The sequence below is a fragment of the Photobacterium halotolerans DSM 18316 genome, from assembly GCF_000425165.1.
GTDB classification, from domain to species: Bacteria; Pseudomonadota; Gammaproteobacteria; order Enterobacterales; family Vibrionaceae; genus Photobacterium; species Photobacterium halotolerans.
In genome coordinates this window covers 49,172-65,109 of record NZ_AULG01000026.1, presented here as the reverse complement: position 1 = coordinate 65,109, position 15,938 = coordinate 49,172, and the positions used below count along the sequence as shown (strand labels likewise).

Sequence of the window (15,938 nt, the reverse complement as noted above, 5' to 3'; positions counted from 1 at the left end):
TATGCAAGCACCAACCGCGGGATCAACACACCGAAATATTCAGCATCGCACTCATCGCTGCACGACTCATCACCCTCCCATCTCGAACTATTGAGGGCCGTGCCACCACCACAGCGGTTCACCGGATAGCTTCATCTAAACTTAAGGTGACACGCCTGATTTACGTCTGTGTTTCACGTGGAACCTATGATGAACACTATGTTGGGCTGCGGTGACCAAAGCCACTTTCACTGTATGTATCATTGTTGTATGTTGTCTGGCTCACCCACCAAAAATCACAACAAGACACACACTGAGGTCGAAGCAAGATGGAGTTTTCTACATTCGGTAACAAGTTTGCCCGCTACTCAGGCATTACCCAATTAATGGATGATTTGAATGATGGCCTGCGCAATCCGGAAGCCATTATGCTAGGCGGCGGTAACCCGGCACAGATACCTGCTATGGTGGAGTACTTTACCCAGCTCAATAACAGTCTGAATCAAAGCGGCGAGCTGACAGCGGCCATGACAAACTATGATGGGCCGCAAGGGAAAAACACCTTTATTAACGCGCTGGCCGCCCTGCTGAGTGAGCGTTACGGCTGGGACATCAGCAGCAAAAACATCAGCCTGACCAACGGTAGCCAAAGCGCCTTCTTCAGTTTATTCAACCTGCTGGCTGGCGAGTTTCCCGATGGCCGCCACAAGAAAATCCTGCTACCTCTGGCACCAGAATATATCGGCTACGGTGATGCCGGCGTCAGTCCGGATATGTTTATCTCCTATAAACCGGAGATTAGCTTACTGGATAATGGCCTGTTCAAGTACAACGTCGATTTCAACGCCCTGACCCTGGATGACAGTGTGGGCGCTATCTGCGCGTCGCGGCCGACCAACCCGACCGGCAATGTCCTGACCGATGAAGAAATCCGTCATTTGGATCAGCTCGCCCAGCAGCACAACATTCCATTAATCATAGATAATGCTTATGGCATGCCGTTCCCTGACATCATTTTTGAAGACGTCACCCCCTTTTGGAACCGCAACACTATCCTGTGCATGAGCCTCTCTAAACTGGGGTTACCCGGCGTGCGTTGCGGCATCGTCATTGCCAGTGAGGAGATCACCACAGCGCTGGCCAATATGAACGGTGTGCTCAGCCTGGCGCCGGGCAGTGTCGGCCCTGCCATTGCCAGCAAGATGATTGAGCAAGGCGACTTATTGCGTTTGAGCGAAACGGTCATCAAACCTTACTATCACAAAAAATCGCAGCAGGCGGTACAGTGGCTGCAGCAAGCCATTCCAGACCCGCGTTTTCGGATCCATAAACCGGAAGGTGCCATGTTCCTTTGGCTGTGGTTTAAAGAGCTGCCTATCACCACCATGGAACTGTACCGACGCCTGAAAGCACGAGGCGTATTGATAGTGCCCGGTGAATATTTTTTCATTGGCTTGGATCAAGACTGGCAACACGGCCATGAATGTTTGCGCATGAACTATGTGCAGGAAGATGAAAAGATGCAGCGCGGCATTGCTATCATTGCCGAAGAAATCGCAAAAGCTTATCAGCAAGGCTAACAGTGTCACTGAACACATCTTTGAAAGACAATCACAGGGCATGCACTGCCCTGTTTGTTCATCTGAACCCAGACAGAGTCGTCTGCAAGCAGCACAATTTATGTCGCAGATACAGGTGACTCAGAGGATTGTCTTTGTATTCGGATGGTAAACCATGGTGACAAACTGAGAATCTTCAGTGATCGTTTCAAATCCGAACCGCCGATATGATCCGCTCACTGGATTCCCTTGTAAATACGTTAAGCAACAAGATCGATGTGCTTTGTCAGACCAGGCAATCACTGCGCGTAGCACCGCACTGCCAATCCCCCGTCCCTGCCATTGCGGTAAAAGAAAGAAGCGGCTGAAGTAACTGTGCGGTAATTTGGCACTGTTTTGTTCCGCAGTCGGATGAAACTCCGGCTCCATCGTTTCCAGCAACACACTGCCAATCGGTATGCCGTCCATCAGAATCAACAAAGGTTTACAATCCAGCCACTCAGCCAGATGCAATTGGTACTGCAACGCTTCATCCCAACCAAAGACCTGGGTGACGGCCTCTCGTTCTGCGGCTTTCTTTAATTCGAAAACGAAGCGTTCATGACGGGGCGTAGCAGCAATAAGAGACAATCCGTCGGGCTTATCCGCTGGCAGCAACTGCTGCAGATACGCTGCACCGACGCGCTGACGCTTCATCGTTATTGGTTGTGGTTTGATACCCCGGCTCACGCTTTCTTCCTTGAAAATTGTTCATCGCTTGAAGAAGATAATCCAAACCAAAGCGTCACTACAGTGTTGTTTCACGTGAAACCTTCATCGTGGGATACCGCCTGTGTTTCACGTGAAACATAACGCGCGGTTGAACCGAGCACAGTTTCTGACTCCCATTAAAAAGGCCAGCGCTGAGGCTGGCCTTCCATACAAGCAGAGAAAACTTAAATGCTGTCACTGACAACAGATTCATCACGACCAATCAAGCGCTGACCGTTGATGGCAATCTTACGCGGTTTTTCCTCTTCAGGTACTTCCCGCTCCAGTTCGATGTGCAGCAAACCGTTTTCCATCGAGGCGCCCACCACTTTGACATGGTCCGCTAACTGGAACTTGCGCTCGAAATCGCGCTCAGCAATGCCCTGATACAGGTAATGGCGCTGTTCTTCGTTGCTGTCAGAATCAGCACGTTTGCCCGTCACAATCAGGCGGTTTTGATGCTGACTGATGTCCATCTGGGCTTCAGAAAAACCGGCCACCGCCATGGTAATACGGTAGTGGTTTTCATCCTGCTGCTCTATGTTGTATGGAGGATATCCGCCATTGCTGTTATTGAGGTTTTGCTCCATCTGGTTGAACAGACGGTCGAAACCAATGGCAGAACGATACAGTGGAGTAAAATCTAAGGTACGCATAATCACTATCCTTCTATGAAGCAATACTATTACGAAAGTCAGTCATGAAGCGGTTTTCCTCGTGGACAAACCTGTGAAGGCCCAATGTCTGGCGCCTCCTGCTTCACCAATAGATATAAGGGCATCTGAATTGGCTTCAAGGGATAATTGAAAAAAAATTGTCGGGGCCGGTTCACAACGACAGCTCGCCCTAAGACAAAGGCAAGGACAAGAGCAAGGAAGATGACAAGGTGTCAGGCCAGCAACTGACGACGGTATTCGCCCGGCGCCTGCCCTGTCCAGCGCTTGAACGCGCGGTGAAAATTAGCATCGCTGGCAAAGCCCACCAGATAGCCGATTTCACTTAAGGATAAATCCTGCCGGCGCATATAGTTCAGTGCCAGGGTTTTACGGCTGTGTTCCAGTATCTGCGTATAGCTGGTGCCAAGCTCACTGAGTTTACGCTGCAGATTACGCACGCTCATCCCTAACGCAGCCGCCACTTGGGTTTGGCTCGGAGCGCCTAGTGAGAGCCGTTCAAGAATGTTGCACTTCACTTGGTGCACCAGATCGTTGCGATCGATACGAGCCAGAAATTCGTTGAGGATCTTTTCATGTCCTGCGCGTATCGCCGGGTTGCCACTGAGCAATGGCTGCCTGGCGGCGCCGATGTCAAACGCCAGCAAATTACGCGGCTGACCAAAGCTGACCGGGCACTGGAAGAATGCCGTCAGGTACTGCCCTTGATTGGCCGGTGGGGAAAACTGGAACGTGACATAAGCCGGTTTCAAACCGGGATCCACCACATCACGTGCAAAACTGACCACCATCGCCATGAAAGCTTCCAGCTCCTGGCGGCGCATCAGCTGAGACTGTTCCTCATTCCTGGCCACCAAAGCGACATCCAGGACCAGAGTGTCCGGGTTCTCGATGAATTGCAGATTACTGATGTCACAGACCACACTGTTGTAGGCGACCAGCTGCAACAGTGCCTCTTCCAGGGTATCCGCCGACATCATGGCGTAACCCAGAATATGAAAAACACCGGGATGAAAATACCGTGCAATCTGGACCGTAAAATCCTGCTCGGGTAAAAAACGATTGCAATAATCGATCAGTGCCGCCAATTTCCGGATTGAGACCCGCCCTTCCTGGCTCTGCAGTTCACGAAGGTCGAGACCGCACTCGTACAGAGCCTGCTCCATATCCAGTCCGCAATGTTGCATCGCTTTCGCGATGGGGATCATCCAACTGCTCAGGGTTGAGTAATAGCCTTCCATCAATACTGCCCCGCTCTCATGCGGCTTGCCTCCCAGAAATGTCATCACAGCTGCCGATTGCGCCGATCAACAAGAAATTGGCGCGAACAGACATAGCCAAACATGGCTGCAGGTATAAAGTCCATGTTAAGGCAATGTTAATTGCATTGTCGGGGAATGTCGAATGCCATGGTGCCAAACCCGCAGCAGATCAGCAGGACACTCAGAGCCACTCCAACCAAAGAGAGCCGAATATGGAACCTTTCAACCCGGCCACCAGCCAGGATACGCACACTGTACTGAACCAGCCAACACCCTTGGAACACTACAATGTATATGACTCTGACAGCATATTGAAGTATTGGGTAGCCCGGTTTTCCGGGGACTGGGCAAACAGCCGGTTGTCGGGCTTTGGTCATCATATTGGTCATGAGTTACAGGAAGCCGGTTTTCTGGCCAATAAGCATTTACCGGAGTTTCAGCCCCATAACCGCTTCGGATACCGGGTTGATCAGGTCGATTACCATCCGGCTTACCACCAGCTGATGGCACACGCGATCGAAAACGGCCATACCAGCCTGCCGTGGACACAGCCCAAAGCCGGCGCCCATGTTGCCCGGGCGGCACTGGCCTTTATGCACAACCAGGCCGATCCCGGCTCAGGCTGCCCGCTGACCATGACCTTTGCCTGTGTACCGGCCCTGCAGCACCAGCCTGACGTGGCTGCCCTCTGGCTGCCGAAAATCACCGCCACTGTTTATGACGGCACTAACAAACCCTATTTCGACAAAGCCGGTGTCACCATAGGCATGGCGATGACAGAAAAACAGGGCGGCTCGGATGTCCGGGCGAACAGCACACGGGCAACCCCGGTCGCTGACGCCGGGCCGGGTAAACTCTACAGCCTGATCGGTCACAAATGGTTCTGCTCCGCCCCTATGTGCGATGCGTTTCTGGTCCTGGCCAAAACCGGCGAGACACTGTCCTGCTTCCTGGTGCCGCGCTGGCGCGAAGACGGCAGTAAAAACCCGATGCACATCCAGCGTTTGAAAAACAAGCTGGGTAATCAATCCAATGCCAGCTCTGAAATCGAGTTTCGCGGCGCGCACGGCTGGCTGCTTGGCGAGGAAGGCCGCGGTATCCGTATCATCATAGATATGGTCGCCCTCACCCGCTATGACTGCATGATAGGGTCCAGTGCACTGATGGCCCAGGCCGCCAAAGAAGCGATCTGGCACACCTCAGGCCGCAGCGTCTTCGGCCGCAATCTTCATGACCAGCCGCTGATGATCAATGTGCTGGCTGATCTGGCACTGGAAGCTGAAGCGGCGCTGGCGATCACCATGCGCATTGCGCATGCGCTGGATAACAGCAAAGACAGCACACAAGCGGCCCTGATCCGCAGTGCAACGGCCATCGGCAAATACTGGATCTGCAAGCGGGCGATTCAGCATACCGCCGAGGCGATGGAGTGTATTGGCGGTGTGGGCTATGTCGAGGAGAACATTGCCAGCCGGCTGTATCGCGAAGCACCGGTCAACTCGATCTGGGAAGGCTCAGGCAATGTGCAGTGCCTCGACCTGCTGCGCGTGCTGCAGCGCGAACCCGATACCTTCAGCGCCCTGTTTGCCGAATTTGACCAGGCACAAGGTAAGCACCCGCTGTTCGACCGCAAGCTGGCACAACTGAAAGCCGAGTTTGCCAGCACGGAAAACATTGAGGTCCGTGCCCGGCAAATGATGGAGCAGCTGGCGCTGATCTGGCAGGCCGCAACCCTGTTCAGCTATGGCGAACCTCACATTGCCGAAGCCTTCGCCCAGGCGCGCTTATCCGGTCATTATTTCCAGTTCGGCACCCTGCCGGCAGACATCGATGCCAAATCCATCGTTGAACGGGCACTGGTCAAAACCTGAACCACCGCCCCTATAAACAATAAGCCTCCGCCATGACGCGGAGGCCATCCCGGCACGGAGCAAGAAGAGCGTACAGCCTGATTATATAACCAGCATAAAAAAACGCCGCTCGGTGATGAGCGGCGTTCTTCTGTCAGTGCACGGTTATTATCAGCAACTGACGGCGGACCGGTTACACATCCAGGTTCGCATTCAGGGCATTCTCTTCAATGAACTGGCGACGCGGTTCAACATGATCGCCCATCAGGGTAGTGAACAGCTCATCGGCTGCCACCGCATCATTGATAGTGACCTGCATCATGCGGCGCGAGTTCGGATCCATAGTGGTTTCCCACAGCTGATCCGGGTTCATCTCACCCAGCCCTTTGTAACGCTGACGGCTCAGACCACGGGTCGACTCTTTAATCAGCCACTCCAGTGCTTCTTTAAAGCTGGCGACGGGCTGTTTGCGCTCGCCGCGCTGGACATAGGCTGTCTCTTCCAGCAGATCGCACAGTGCTTCAGACAAATCAGCCAGCTTGGCGTACTCTTTCGAATGCAGCAGATCGTAGCTCAGCGGATACTGGTAGTCGACACCGTGGGTACGCACAACAATCTTAGGCAGCCAGGCGTTATGCTCCGGGTCCTGGAACACTTCATAACCGTAGTGGCTTTCCCCGGTTTGCTTGCTGTTCAGGGCATCCACCACCCCTTTGACCCAGGCTTCCACCTGCGACTGATCAGCCAGTTGCGCTTCACCCAGACGCGGCTGGTAGGTCAGCTCATTGAGCAGCAATGTCGGGTAACGACGGCTCATCCGCTCGATCAGTTTCACCGCACCATTGTATTGCTTGACCAAAGTTTCCAGCGCCAGACCGGAAATGGCCGGGGCACTGTCGCTGGTGAACAGCGAGGCATTTTCCAGTGCCAGGGCCACCTGGAACTGGTTCATGTCTTCATCGTCTTTGATGTACTGCTCTTGCTTGCCTTTCTTCACTTTGTACAGTGGCGGTTGGGCAATATAGATGTGACCCCGTTCGATCAGCTCAGGCATCTGACGGTAGAAGAAAGTCAGCAGCAGCGTACGGATGTGCGAACCATCAACGTCGGCATCGGTCATGATGATGATGCTGTGGTAACGCAGTTTGTCCGGATTGTACTCGTCGCGGCCGATACCACAGCCCATGGCCGTGATCAGCGTGGCCACTTCCTGTGACGACAGCATTTTGTCGAAACGGGCTTTTTCTACGTTGAGGATCTTACCTTTCAGCGGCAGAATCGCCTGATTCTTACGGTTCCGGCCTTGCTTGGCGGAACCACCGGCCGAGTCACCCTCCACTATGTAGAGTTCAGACAGCGCCGGGTCTTTTTCCTGGCAATCGGCCAGTTTGCCCGGCAGGCCGGCCAAATCCAGCGCGCCTTTACGGCGGGTCATTTCGCGGGCACGACGCGCCGCTTCCCGGGCACGGGAGGCGTCAATAATCTTGCCGCAGACAATCTTGGCATCGGTCGGGTTTTCCAGCAGGTATTCACTCAGCTTCTCACCCATGGCCGATTCAACCGCCGGTTTCACTTCGCTTGAGACCAGCTTGTCTTTGGTCTGGCTGGAGAATTTAGGATCCGGCACTTTCACTGACACCACAGCGGTCAGGCCTTCACGGGCATCGTCTCCTGAGGTCGCCACTTTGGCTTTCTTGGTATAGCCCTCGGCATCCATGAAATTGTTCAGGGTACGGGTCAGGGCGCCACGGAAACCGGCCAGGTGGCTACCACCATCGCGTTGCGGGATGTTGTTGGTGAAGCAGTAAATGTTTTCCTGGAAGCTGTCGTTCCACTGCATTGCCACTTCAACAGAAATACCGTCTTCACGTTCATAGGCAAAGTGGAACGCTTTCGGATGGATCGGTGTTTTATTGCGGTTCAGGTGCTCAACGAACGCACGGATACCGCCTTCATACATAAAGTGGTCTTGCTTGCCGTCGCGCTCATCGCTCAGCTTAATCGAGACACCGGAGTTCAGGAAAGACAGTTCGCGCAGACGCTTGGCCAGAATCTCATAGTGGAACGTGGTATCGGTAAAAATCGTGTCACTTGGCCAGAAGCGGATCCGGGTACCGGTGCGATCCGAGTCGCCCACCACTCCCAGCGGCGCCTGAGGTTCACCCAGGTGATAAATCTGTTGGTGAATATGACCGTGGCGATGAATCGTCAGTTCCAGTTTGTCAGACAGGGCGTTCACAACCGACACACCTACCCCGTGCAGACCGCCGGACACTTTATAGGAGTTATCGTCGAACTTACCGCCGGCGTGCAGGACTGTCATGATAACTTCAGCGGCGGACACCCCTTCTTCCGGGTGCATATCTGTCGGGATACCACGACCATCATCGCTGACAGAGACCGAGCCATCCTCATGAATCGTGACTACGATATCTTCACAGTGACCAGCAAGAGCTTCGTCGATAGAGTTATCGACGACCTCAAAAACCATGTGGTGCAAACCTGTACCGTCATCCGTATCGCCGATGTACATACCCGGACGCTTACGTACCGCATCAAGACCCTTTAATACCTTGATACTTGATGAATCGTAATTGTTGGACATTGAGTTACTCTCGCTTTAATTATCTTGCGGTTATTTTACCCTGTTCGACATGAAACATCTTGCCCTTTTCGGCCTTCATATCGCCCAGTTGCTCCTCGCTGATGGCACTGATGACCACCTGAGCCTGAGTATCGTGTAATCCCTTTGCCAGCAGGGCGCGTTTGCTGCTGTCGAGCTCTGAGGCAAAGTCGTCAATCAGGTAAAGACACTGCTTGCCTGTGGCCTGACGAAGCTGCTGACCCTGCGCCAGTCGCAGCGCGCACATCAATAATTTCAGCTGGCCGCGGGACAGGACATCGTCCACAGGCATGGCCGACACCTTGAGCCGCAGATCCGCTTTATTGGGACCGCTGACGGTATAACCAAGCTGCAGATCACGCTCAAAGTTGGCGGCCAGCAGCTCGCTGTAAGGGGTTGTTTTTTCCCAGCCACGGTAGTAGCCGAGCTGAATCTCGTATTCCGGCAGAAAATCGGCACAGAAGGCGGTGGCCTGCTCGCGCAGGGCATCAATGTAATCACGGCGCCAGCCGTCAATCACTTCCGCCAGTTGGGCCAGTTCCTGGTCCCAGTAGCTGAGTTCCCGGTAGCTGCGCGCGGTTTTCAGCAGCGCATTGCGCTGTCTGGTCAGCCGTTTTACCCGGCTCCAGGCCTGATAAAAACGCGGTTCCACGTGAAACACTCCCCAGTCAATAAACGCACGACGGAATTTGGGGCCGCCGACCATCAGCTCAAACCCTTCCGGGGTGATCAGCTGCAGCGGCAGAATCTGCGCCAGCTGGGCCACTTTCTGGCCTGTCTGGCCGGCTATTTTAACCTGAGTCGTACCATCCCGCTGCTTTCTGATCCCCAGCGGTCGCTCCAGATCACCTTTCAGTGCACTGTCCGCATGCACCCGGCCATGCAGTACCAGTTCATCCTGACCATGACGGATAATCCGGCTGGTCAGGTGGCTGCGAAAGGAGCGGCCATGGCCGAGAAAATAGATGGCTTCCAGCAAACTGGTTTTACCGCTGCCGTTGGCACCGACCAGAAAATTGAAACCCTCCGAGAAGGTGAGATCACAGGCCTCAAGATTACGAAAATCTTTAACAATGAATCGCGTTAACGCCATAGGTTACAGCCGGATCGGCATCACCACGTACAGCGCATCACTGTCAGCCACATCTTCAATCAGGGTACTGGCTGTCGCGTCCGTCATCGAAATCCGCACCTGATCGCACTTCAGGGTATTGAGCACATCCAGGATGTAGCTGACATTAAAGCCAATCTCCAGCTCGTCGCCCTGGAAGTCAACATCCAGCACTTCTTCCGCTTCTTCCTGCTCCGGGTTGTTGGCGGTGATCCGCATTTCATTGTTGATCAGATTCACCCGCACGCCGCGGAATTTCTCATTCGATAAAATGGCGGCGCGGGAAAAGGCCTGACGCAGTTCCTCACAGCTGGCCTGCAGAAACTTGCTGCTGTTTTGCGGTAACACACGGCGATAATCCGGGAAACGGCCATCAACCAGCTTGGAGGTGAAGATAAAATTATTGACCACAGCCCGCAGGTTAGACTGGCCAATCTGCAGCACGACCTCGGCATCCGGGCTGTCTAACAAACGCATTAACTCCATCACCCCTTTACGCGGCAGGATAATTTGTTTGCCCGGCATGTCAGTCTCGGTAGCGACAGTACAGACCGCCATCCGGTGTCCGTCGGTCGCCACCGAGCGCAGCTGTTTGCCATCGGTTTCCATCAGCATACCGTTCAGGTAGTAACGCACATCCTGATTGGCCATGGAAAACTGGGTACTTTCGATCAGCTGGCGTAACTGGCCCTGTGCCAGATGCAGTTCCACATCGCTTTGCCAGTCTTCAATATTGGGAAAGTCGCTGGCCGGCAACGTTGTCAGTGAGTAACGACTACGGCCAGAGCGCAGCAGCAGCCTGTCACCCTGCAATTCAATCTTGAGCTGCGCACTGTCTGGCAGTCCGCGGCAGATATCGAGAAATTTGCGGGCCGGTACAGTGGTCGCCCCCGGTTCCCAGTCGCCGTCCAGTGCCAGACTGGCCACCAGTTCCACTTCCAGATCGGTCGCAGTCAGAGACAGCTTGCCCGCTTCTACCTGCAGTAACAGGTTGCCGAGGATAGGCAGCGCCGGACGGCCACCCAGTGCACCGTTTACCTGCTGCAGAGGTTTAATGAGATGTTCTCGTTCAACGGAAAATTTCATATTACGACGACAATGTCCTGATCAGGTTAGAGTAATCTTCTTTAATATCATGGCTTTCTTCACGCAGCTGTTCGATTTTACGACAGGCGTGGAGCACAGTGGTATGGTCGCGGCCGCCAAAGGCATCACCGATTTCCGGCAAGCTGTGGTTGGTCAGCTCTTTGGCCAGCGCCATCGCCATCTGACGGGGGCGGGCCACCGAACGGGAACGGCGCTTGGAGAGCATATCAGCCATCTTGATTTTATAGTACTCGGCCACTGTTTTTTGAATGTTATCAATAGTAACCAGCTTTTCCTGCAGCGCCAGCAAGTCACGCAGCGCTTCACGGACAAAATCTATCGTGATGGCACGGCCGGTAAAGTTGGCGTTGGCAATCACCCGGTTCAGCGCCCCTTCCAGCTCACGCACGTTCGAGCGCAGGCGCTTGGCAATAAAGAAGGCCACTTCGTCGGCCAGACGAATATGGTGGTCTTCGGCCTTTTTCATCAGGATAGCCACCCGGGTTTCCAGCTCCGGCGGTTCAATCGCCACTGTCAGCCCCCAGCCAAAGCGGGATTTCAGGCGATCTTCCACCCCGCTGATTTCACGCGGGTAGCGATCTGAGGTCAGGATGATCTGTTGGTTTCCTTCCAGCAGGGCATTGAAGGTGTGGAAAAACTCTTCCTGCGAACGCTCTTTATTGGCAAAGAACTGAATATCATCGATCAGCAGCGCATCGACGCTGCGGTAGTAGCGTTTAAATTCTTCAATCGCATTGTTCTGCAGGGCTTTGACCATGTCCTGAACAAAACGCTCAGAGTGCATGTAGACCACTTTGGCGTTCGGTTTGCGATCGGCAATGGCGTTACCCACAGCATGCAGCAAGTGGGTTTTACCCAGGCCGGTGCCACCATAAAGAAACAGCGGGTTGTACGCCGCTCCCGGGTTATCCGCCACCTGGCGGCAGGCGGCCAGCCCGAGCTGGTTCGATTTACCTTCAACAAAATTGTTGAAGTTATGTTTCGGGTTAACGTTGGAGCGGTAACCCTTTTGCGATTCCGGCTGCACCGGCGACGGTGCGGGTTCCCAGGTCGGTGACGGCGGATCGATTTTATCCCCGCTCACCACAGCAGCGGGCTGAGGCGGCGGCACAGTCACAGGTTTGCTGCCCACTTCAAAACGCAGCATTGGGGTATCGGCACCGCAGAATTCATTTAACAGGCGGTTGATACTATTGAGGTACTTATCCCGTACCCAGTCCAACACAAAGCGGTTCGGGGCGAACAAGGTCAAGGTGTTGTCGTTTAACTCGGCCTGTAGCGGACGAACCCACATGCTGAATTCCGTGGCAGGGAGTTCTTCCTGAAGGCGTTGAAGGCACTGCAGCCAAAGCGAAGATGACAAGTTCGACTCCACATTGAATAACGAAAATACGAAAAGGGACGCAATTTTATACCTGCTGGCTGAGGATCTCCAGCAAAGAGATCCCAGATCCGGTGAATAAGATCTAAGTTATTCACACAGATCCCACAACCAAGAGCCAGATCAGCACAGTTTAGCCTAGCCTTACCCACAGTTATTTGCACAATCAACAGGATCTTGAGGATAAAAACAGCAGATTGCCGGCCAAAACGCTATGATTTTATACCTTATATAAGCGGCAGCCGCTTTTACCGGCACAAAGTTTGCCGCGGTGCGAGTAATAGCCCCTATAGTTATTACAAATAACTTTTGGTTATTTAAGCATTGTTCTTACTGACAAGTAGGATGATAGGATCACCCTACAAAAACAACATCATCTCAGGAGCAGACAGATGAAAAACTGGGTTAAAGCTTCATTAACCGCACTGACACTTGGTCTGAGCATCAGCCAGGCAGCTATTGCTGCTACTGACGTTAAAGTCGGCATGTCTGGCCGCTACTTCCCGTTCACTTTCGTGAAACAAGATCAGCTGCAGGGTTTTGAAGTCGATCTGTGGAACGAAATCGGTAAACGCAACGATTACAACGTGGAATATGTCACTGCCAACTTCTCCGGTCTGTTTGGCTTGCTGGAAACCGGCCGTATCGACACCATTTCCAACCAGATCACTATTACCGATGAGCGTAAAGCCAAATACGTATTCAGCGACCCTTATGTGATTGACGGCGCACAACTGGTGGTCCGCAAAGGTAACGAAAGCATCAAGGGCACAGACGATCTGAACGGCAAAACCGTGGGCGTGAACCTGGGCTCTAACTACGAGCAGCTGCTGCGTGGTCTGGATAATGCCGACGAGATCACAATCAAAACCTATGACACAGGTATTGAACACGATGTCGCGCTGGGCCGGACTGACGCCTTCGTGATGGACCGTTTGTCTTCTGTTGAACTGATCAATAAAGCAGGCTTGCCGCTGCAGCTGGCGGGACCGACTTTTGAGCGTATCGAAAATGCATGGCCTTTCCAGAATAACGAAAAAGGCCAGCAACTGCGTGATCAGGTCAACCAAGCGCTGAACGCCATGCGTGAAGACGGCACACTGACCGAAATCTCACAAAAATGGTTCGGTACTGACATTACCCGCTAATTGACAGTAATTAATCCTGCCATTTCAGGTCACCTTCCTTATACTAATACGTAATATCAAGACTCACCTTTAGGTGGGTCTTGTCACTTTCGTTATCAATACTCCACGGAACACGCATCCATATGGGCTTCGATTTTGAATACATGCTGTCGCTCATGCCTATTTTGCTCAAATACCTGGGCACAACCATGGGCATGGCGGTATGGGGACTGGTTTTTGCGCTGGTGATCTCCGTTACCCTGGCCTTGGTCCGGGTCTATCGGTTACCCGTACTGGATCAGCTCAGTCAGGTATATATCAGCTTCTTTCGCGGCACACCTTTGCTGGTACAACTGTTTTTGCTCTATTACGGCTTGCCGCAAATCTTTCCGCCGCTGGTCGGCCTGGATGCCTTCAGTGCGGCCGTAATAGGGCTCAGCCTGCACTTTGCCGCCTACATGGCGGAAAGTATCCGTGCTGCCATTATCGGTGTCGACCACAGCCAGCGCGAAGCCAGCCTGTCTATCGGGATGACAGAAATGCAGGCCATGCGCCGCATCATACTGCCGCAGGCGACCCGGGTCGCCCTGCCGTCACTGATGAACTACTTTATTGACATGATCAAATCCACCTCACTGGCATTTACCTTAGGGGTCGCCGAGATCATGGCCAAGGCACAGATGGAAGCCTCCTCCAGCTTCAAATTCTTCGAAGCTTTCCTGGCCGTCGCCCTGATTTACTGGGGAATCGTGGTGGTGCTGACCCGGGTGCAAAACTGGGCAGAAGTGAAACTTAACCGGGCATACGTACGATGATTGAGCTGCATAATTTAAGTAAACGCTTCGGCGACAACACTATTTTCTCGGGAATTGATCTGTCGATCAGTCAGGGTGAAATCGTGGTGATCATCGGCCCGTCCGGCACCGGGAAATCCACCCTGCTGCGCTGTATCAATTTTCTCGAACACGCCAACACTGGCCATATGACCATAGACGGTATCCATGTTGAAGCCCCGGTGGCAACCAAAAAAGACATACTGGCCATTCGGCGCAAAACCGGCTTCGTGTTTCAGAATTATGCCCTGTTCGCCCATATGACGGCACGCCAGAACATCGCCGAAGGGCTGATCACGGTCAAAGGCTGGGACAAGCAGGCCGCCAACAACAAAGCCCAGCAAATTCTCGATGACATTGGGCTGGGCGACAAAGGTGACAGCTACCCGGCAGCCCTGTCCGGCGGCCAGCAGCAACGGGTCGGTATCGGCCGGGCCATGGCGCTGGAAGCCGAGCTGCTGTTATTTGACGAGCCGACCTCCGCGCTGGACCCGGAATGGGTGGGCGAAGTGCTTAACCTGATGAAAATGCTGGCGACACGTAACCAGACCATGCTGGTGGTGACCCATGAAATGCAGTTTGCCCGGGAAGTGGCCGATCGGGTGATCTTTATGGCCGACGGCGAGTTTGTCGAACAGGGATCGCCGCAGGCGATCTTCAACCATGCACAGGATCCGCGGCTGAAAAAGTTCCTGCGCCAGGTCGGGATCCAGTAAGGATCCTTGCACTCCGCCCAACAAAACGTATAATTCAGCGCCCGGGTGCATCCTGACAAAAACAGGATAAAAACCGACCCACAGGCAGGGGGTAAAGATTGACTCCGAGCGGGTCAGTGATTACAATTCCGCCTCTTTGTGAACGTAATGGGTTTTTTTGAAGCCCTTCCAGGGGTCTTCGGGCAACCGGTTAACACAAAAACTTAAAACTGATCAGTAATTTTAAGGTAAAACCATGAAACGCACTTTTCAACCTTCAGTTCTAAAGCGCAAGCGTACTCACGGCTTCCGTGCACGCATGGCAACTAAGAACGGTCGCGCTGTAATCAATGCACGTCGCGCCAAAGGCCGCAAGCGTCTGTCTAAGTAATCATTGCGATTATTTTGACTAAGTACGCTTTTTCTCGGGAGTTACGTCTGTTAACTCCCGAAGATTATAAACATGTCTTCCAGCAAGCTCACAGTGCTGGCTCTCCTCACTTCACCATTCTGGCCCGCAACAACGACCTGAACCATCCACGGCTCGGTCTGGCAGTCCCTAAAAAACAAATCAAAACCGCGGTAGGCCGCAATCGGTTTAAACGCCTGGCACGGGAACGCTTCCGTCTCAAGCAACATGATCTGCCTGCTAAAGACTTTGTGGTGATTGCTAAAAAAAGTGCCAGTGAAATGAGCAACGCCGATCTGTGTAAGTTGCTTGATAAGCTATGGCATCGCCTGTCTCGCCCCTCGCGTGGCTAGTCGTAGGACTAGTCCGCTTTTACCAACTGGCAATCAGCCCGCTGATCGGGCCGCGTTGTCGTTTCACCCCGACCTGCTCCCAGTATGCGATTGAAGCACTAAAAACTCATGGGGCAATAAAAGGTTGTTGGTTCACGGCGAAACGTCTATTAAGATGTCACCCTTTGAACAACGGTGGCTACGACCCCGTTCCGCCAACCCAGGATAACGACAGAGAACATTAAC

Annotated in this window: 15 protein-coding genes; 8 read left to right on the top strand and 7 right to left on the bottom strand. The window is 53.3% G+C overall.

Annotation, left to right across the window (positions count from 1 at the left end):
* Positions 1 to 308: 308 nt before the first annotated feature.
* Complete coding sequence (locus tag H511_RS0107525; protein ID WP_027251756.1) at positions 309 to 1,559, top strand: valine--pyruvate transaminase; 1,251 nt, start codon at positions 309 to 311, stop codon at positions 1,557 to 1,559.
* Between the two features lie 120 nt (positions 1,560 to 1,679).
* Here the strand turns inward: H511_RS0107525 and H511_RS0107520 are convergent, their stop codons facing one another.
* The 3 genes from H511_RS0107520 to H511_RS0107510 all read right to left on the bottom strand — a co-directional run bounded on the left by H511_RS0107520 (position 1,680) and on the right by H511_RS0107510 (position 4,248).
* Positions 1,680 to 2,267, bottom strand: coding sequence for a GNAT family N-acetyltransferase (locus tag H511_RS0107520; RefSeq protein ID WP_051287975.1), 588 nt, complete (start codon positions 2,265 to 2,267; stop codon positions 1,680 to 1,682).
* Between the two features lie 206 nt (positions 2,268 to 2,473).
* Positions 2,474 to 2,944 carry an Hsp20 family protein gene (locus H511_RS0107515; protein ID WP_027251754.1) on the bottom strand — a complete coding sequence of 157 codons (471 nt, stop codon included), beginning with the start codon at positions 2,942 to 2,944 and terminating at the stop codon, positions 2,474 to 2,476.
* 233 nt (positions 2,945 to 3,177) lie between these two features.
* Positions 3,178 to 4,248 (bottom strand): AraC family transcriptional regulator, encoded by a 1,071-nt coding sequence (locus H511_RS0107510; RefSeq protein ID WP_081669219.1) that lies wholly within the window; start codon positions 4,246 to 4,248, stop codon positions 3,178 to 3,180.
* A gap of 89 nt (positions 4,249 to 4,337) precedes the next feature.
* Here H511_RS0107510 and H511_RS0107505 point away from each other — a divergent pair, with 89 nt between their 5' ends.
* Positions 4,338 to 6,095 (top strand): acyl-CoA dehydrogenase family protein, encoded by a 1,758-nt coding sequence (locus H511_RS0107505; RefSeq protein ID WP_211225192.1) that lies wholly within the window; start codon positions 4,338 to 4,340, stop codon positions 6,093 to 6,095.
* A gap of 172 nt (positions 6,096 to 6,267) precedes the next feature.
* Here H511_RS0107505 and gyrB read toward each other — a convergent pair whose 3' ends face one another.
* Genes gyrB through dnaA form a run of 4 tightly spaced genes read right to left on the bottom strand, consistent with a single transcriptional unit; the run spans position 6,268 to position 12,278 of the window.
* A complete protein-coding gene (gyrB, locus tag H511_RS0107500) occupies positions 6,268 to 8,679 on the bottom strand; it encodes a DNA topoisomerase (ATP-hydrolyzing) subunit B (RefSeq protein ID WP_027251751.1) in 2,412 nt (803 codons plus the stop codon).
* A 19-nt stretch (positions 8,680 to 8,698) separates the two neighbouring features.
* Positions 8,699 to 9,790 (bottom strand): DNA replication/repair protein RecF, encoded by a 1,092-nt coding sequence (gene recF, locus H511_RS0107495; protein ID WP_027251750.1) that lies wholly within the window; start codon positions 9,788 to 9,790, stop codon positions 8,699 to 8,701.
* 3 nt (positions 9,791 to 9,793) lie between these two features.
* Positions 9,794 to 10,894: a DNA polymerase III subunit beta gene (dnaN, locus tag H511_RS0107490; protein WP_027251749.1), complete on the bottom strand. Its 1,101-nt coding sequence runs from the start codon at positions 10,892 to 10,894 to the stop codon at positions 9,794 to 9,796.
* A 1-nt stretch (position 10,895) separates the two neighbouring features.
* Positions 10,896 to 12,278 carry a chromosomal replication initiator protein DnaA gene (gene dnaA, locus H511_RS0107485; protein ID WP_027251748.1) on the bottom strand — a complete coding sequence of 461 codons (1,383 nt, stop codon included), beginning with the start codon at positions 12,276 to 12,278 and terminating at the stop codon, positions 10,896 to 10,898.
* A gap of 410 nt (positions 12,279 to 12,688) precedes the next feature.
* Here dnaA and H511_RS0107480 point away from each other — a divergent pair, with 410 nt between their 5' ends.
* The 6 genes from H511_RS0107480 (at position 12,689) to yidD (ending at position 15,937) form a co-directional block, all read left to right on the top strand.
* The gene (locus H511_RS0107480; RefSeq protein WP_027251747.1) at positions 12,689 to 13,444 is read left to right on the top strand and encodes an amino acid ABC transporter substrate-binding protein; all 756 of its coding nucleotides are present in this window, start codon (positions 12,689 to 12,691) and stop codon (positions 13,442 to 13,444) included.
* 122 nt (positions 13,445 to 13,566) lie between these two features.
* Positions 13,567 to 14,238 carry an amino acid ABC transporter permease gene (locus H511_RS0107475; protein WP_027251746.1) on the top strand — a complete coding sequence of 224 codons (672 nt, stop codon included), beginning with the start codon at positions 13,567 to 13,569 and terminating at the stop codon, positions 14,236 to 14,238.
* The gene (locus tag H511_RS0107470) at positions 14,235 to 14,972 is read left to right on the top strand and encodes an amino acid ABC transporter ATP-binding protein (protein ID WP_027251745.1); all 738 of its coding nucleotides are present in this window, start codon (positions 14,235 to 14,237) and stop codon (positions 14,970 to 14,972) included. The genes H511_RS0107475 and H511_RS0107470 overlap by 4 nt, the downstream gene beginning before the upstream one ends.
* 235 nt (positions 14,973 to 15,207) lie before the next feature.
* Positions 15,208 to 15,342, top strand: a complete 135-nt coding sequence (gene rpmH, locus H511_RS24330) for a 50S ribosomal protein L34 (RefSeq protein WP_081669218.1) — start codon at positions 15,208 to 15,210, stop codon at positions 15,340 to 15,342.
* 14 nt (positions 15,343 to 15,356) lie between these two features.
* Entirely contained in the window at positions 15,357 to 15,713 is a 357-nt protein-coding gene (gene rnpA / locus H511_RS0107465) for a ribonuclease P protein component (RefSeq protein ID WP_027251744.1), read from the top strand.
* On the top strand, positions 15,680 to 15,937 hold the full coding sequence (yidD, locus tag H511_RS24325) for a membrane protein insertion efficiency factor YidD (RefSeq protein ID WP_081669217.1): 258 nt from the start codon (positions 15,680 to 15,682) through the stop codon (positions 15,935 to 15,937). Before rnpA ends, yidD begins: the two co-directional genes overlap by 34 nt.
* Position 15,938: the final 1 nt, after the last annotated feature.

Bases quoted from the DNA above. Each gene is read 5' to 3' on its own strand.
- rpmH (WP_081669218.1), top strand. From the start codon at position 15,208: ATGAAACGCACTTTTCAACCTTCAGTTCTAAAGCGCAAGCGTACTCAC.
- gyrB (WP_027251751.1), bottom strand. From the start codon at position 8,679: ATGTCCAACAATTACGATTCATCAAGTATCAAGGTATTAAAGGGTCTT.
- yidD (WP_081669217.1), top strand. From the start codon at position 15,680: ATGGCATCGCCTGTCTCGCCCCTCGCGTGGCTAGTCGTAGGACTAGTC.
- H511_RS0107505 (WP_211225192.1), top strand. From the start codon at position 4,338: ATGTTAATTGCATTGTCGGGGAATGTCGAATGCCATGGTGCCAAACCC.
- H511_RS0107510 (WP_081669219.1), bottom strand. From the start codon at position 4,248: ATGACATTTCTGGGAGGCAAGCCGCATGAGAGCGGGGCAGTATTGATG.
- H511_RS0107515 (WP_027251754.1), bottom strand. From the start codon at position 2,944: ATGCGTACCTTAGATTTTACTCCACTGTATCGTTCTGCCATTGGTTTC.
- H511_RS0107525 (WP_027251756.1), top strand. From the start codon at position 309: ATGGAGTTTTCTACATTCGGTAACAAGTTTGCCCGCTACTCAGGCATT.
- H511_RS0107480 (WP_027251747.1), top strand. From the start codon at position 12,689: ATGAAAAACTGGGTTAAAGCTTCATTAACCGCACTGACACTTGGTCTG.
- H511_RS0107470 (WP_027251745.1), top strand. From the start codon at position 14,235: ATGATTGAGCTGCATAATTTAAGTAAACGCTTCGGCGACAACACTATT.
- recF (WP_027251750.1), bottom strand. From the start codon at position 9,790: ATGGCGTTAACGCGATTCATTGTTAAAGATTTTCGTAATCTTGAGGCC.
- dnaN (WP_027251749.1), bottom strand. From the start codon at position 10,894: ATGAAATTTTCCGTTGAACGAGAACATCTCATTAAACCTCTGCAGCAG.
- H511_RS0107475 (WP_027251746.1), top strand. From the start codon at position 13,567: ATGGGCTTCGATTTTGAATACATGCTGTCGCTCATGCCTATTTTGCTC.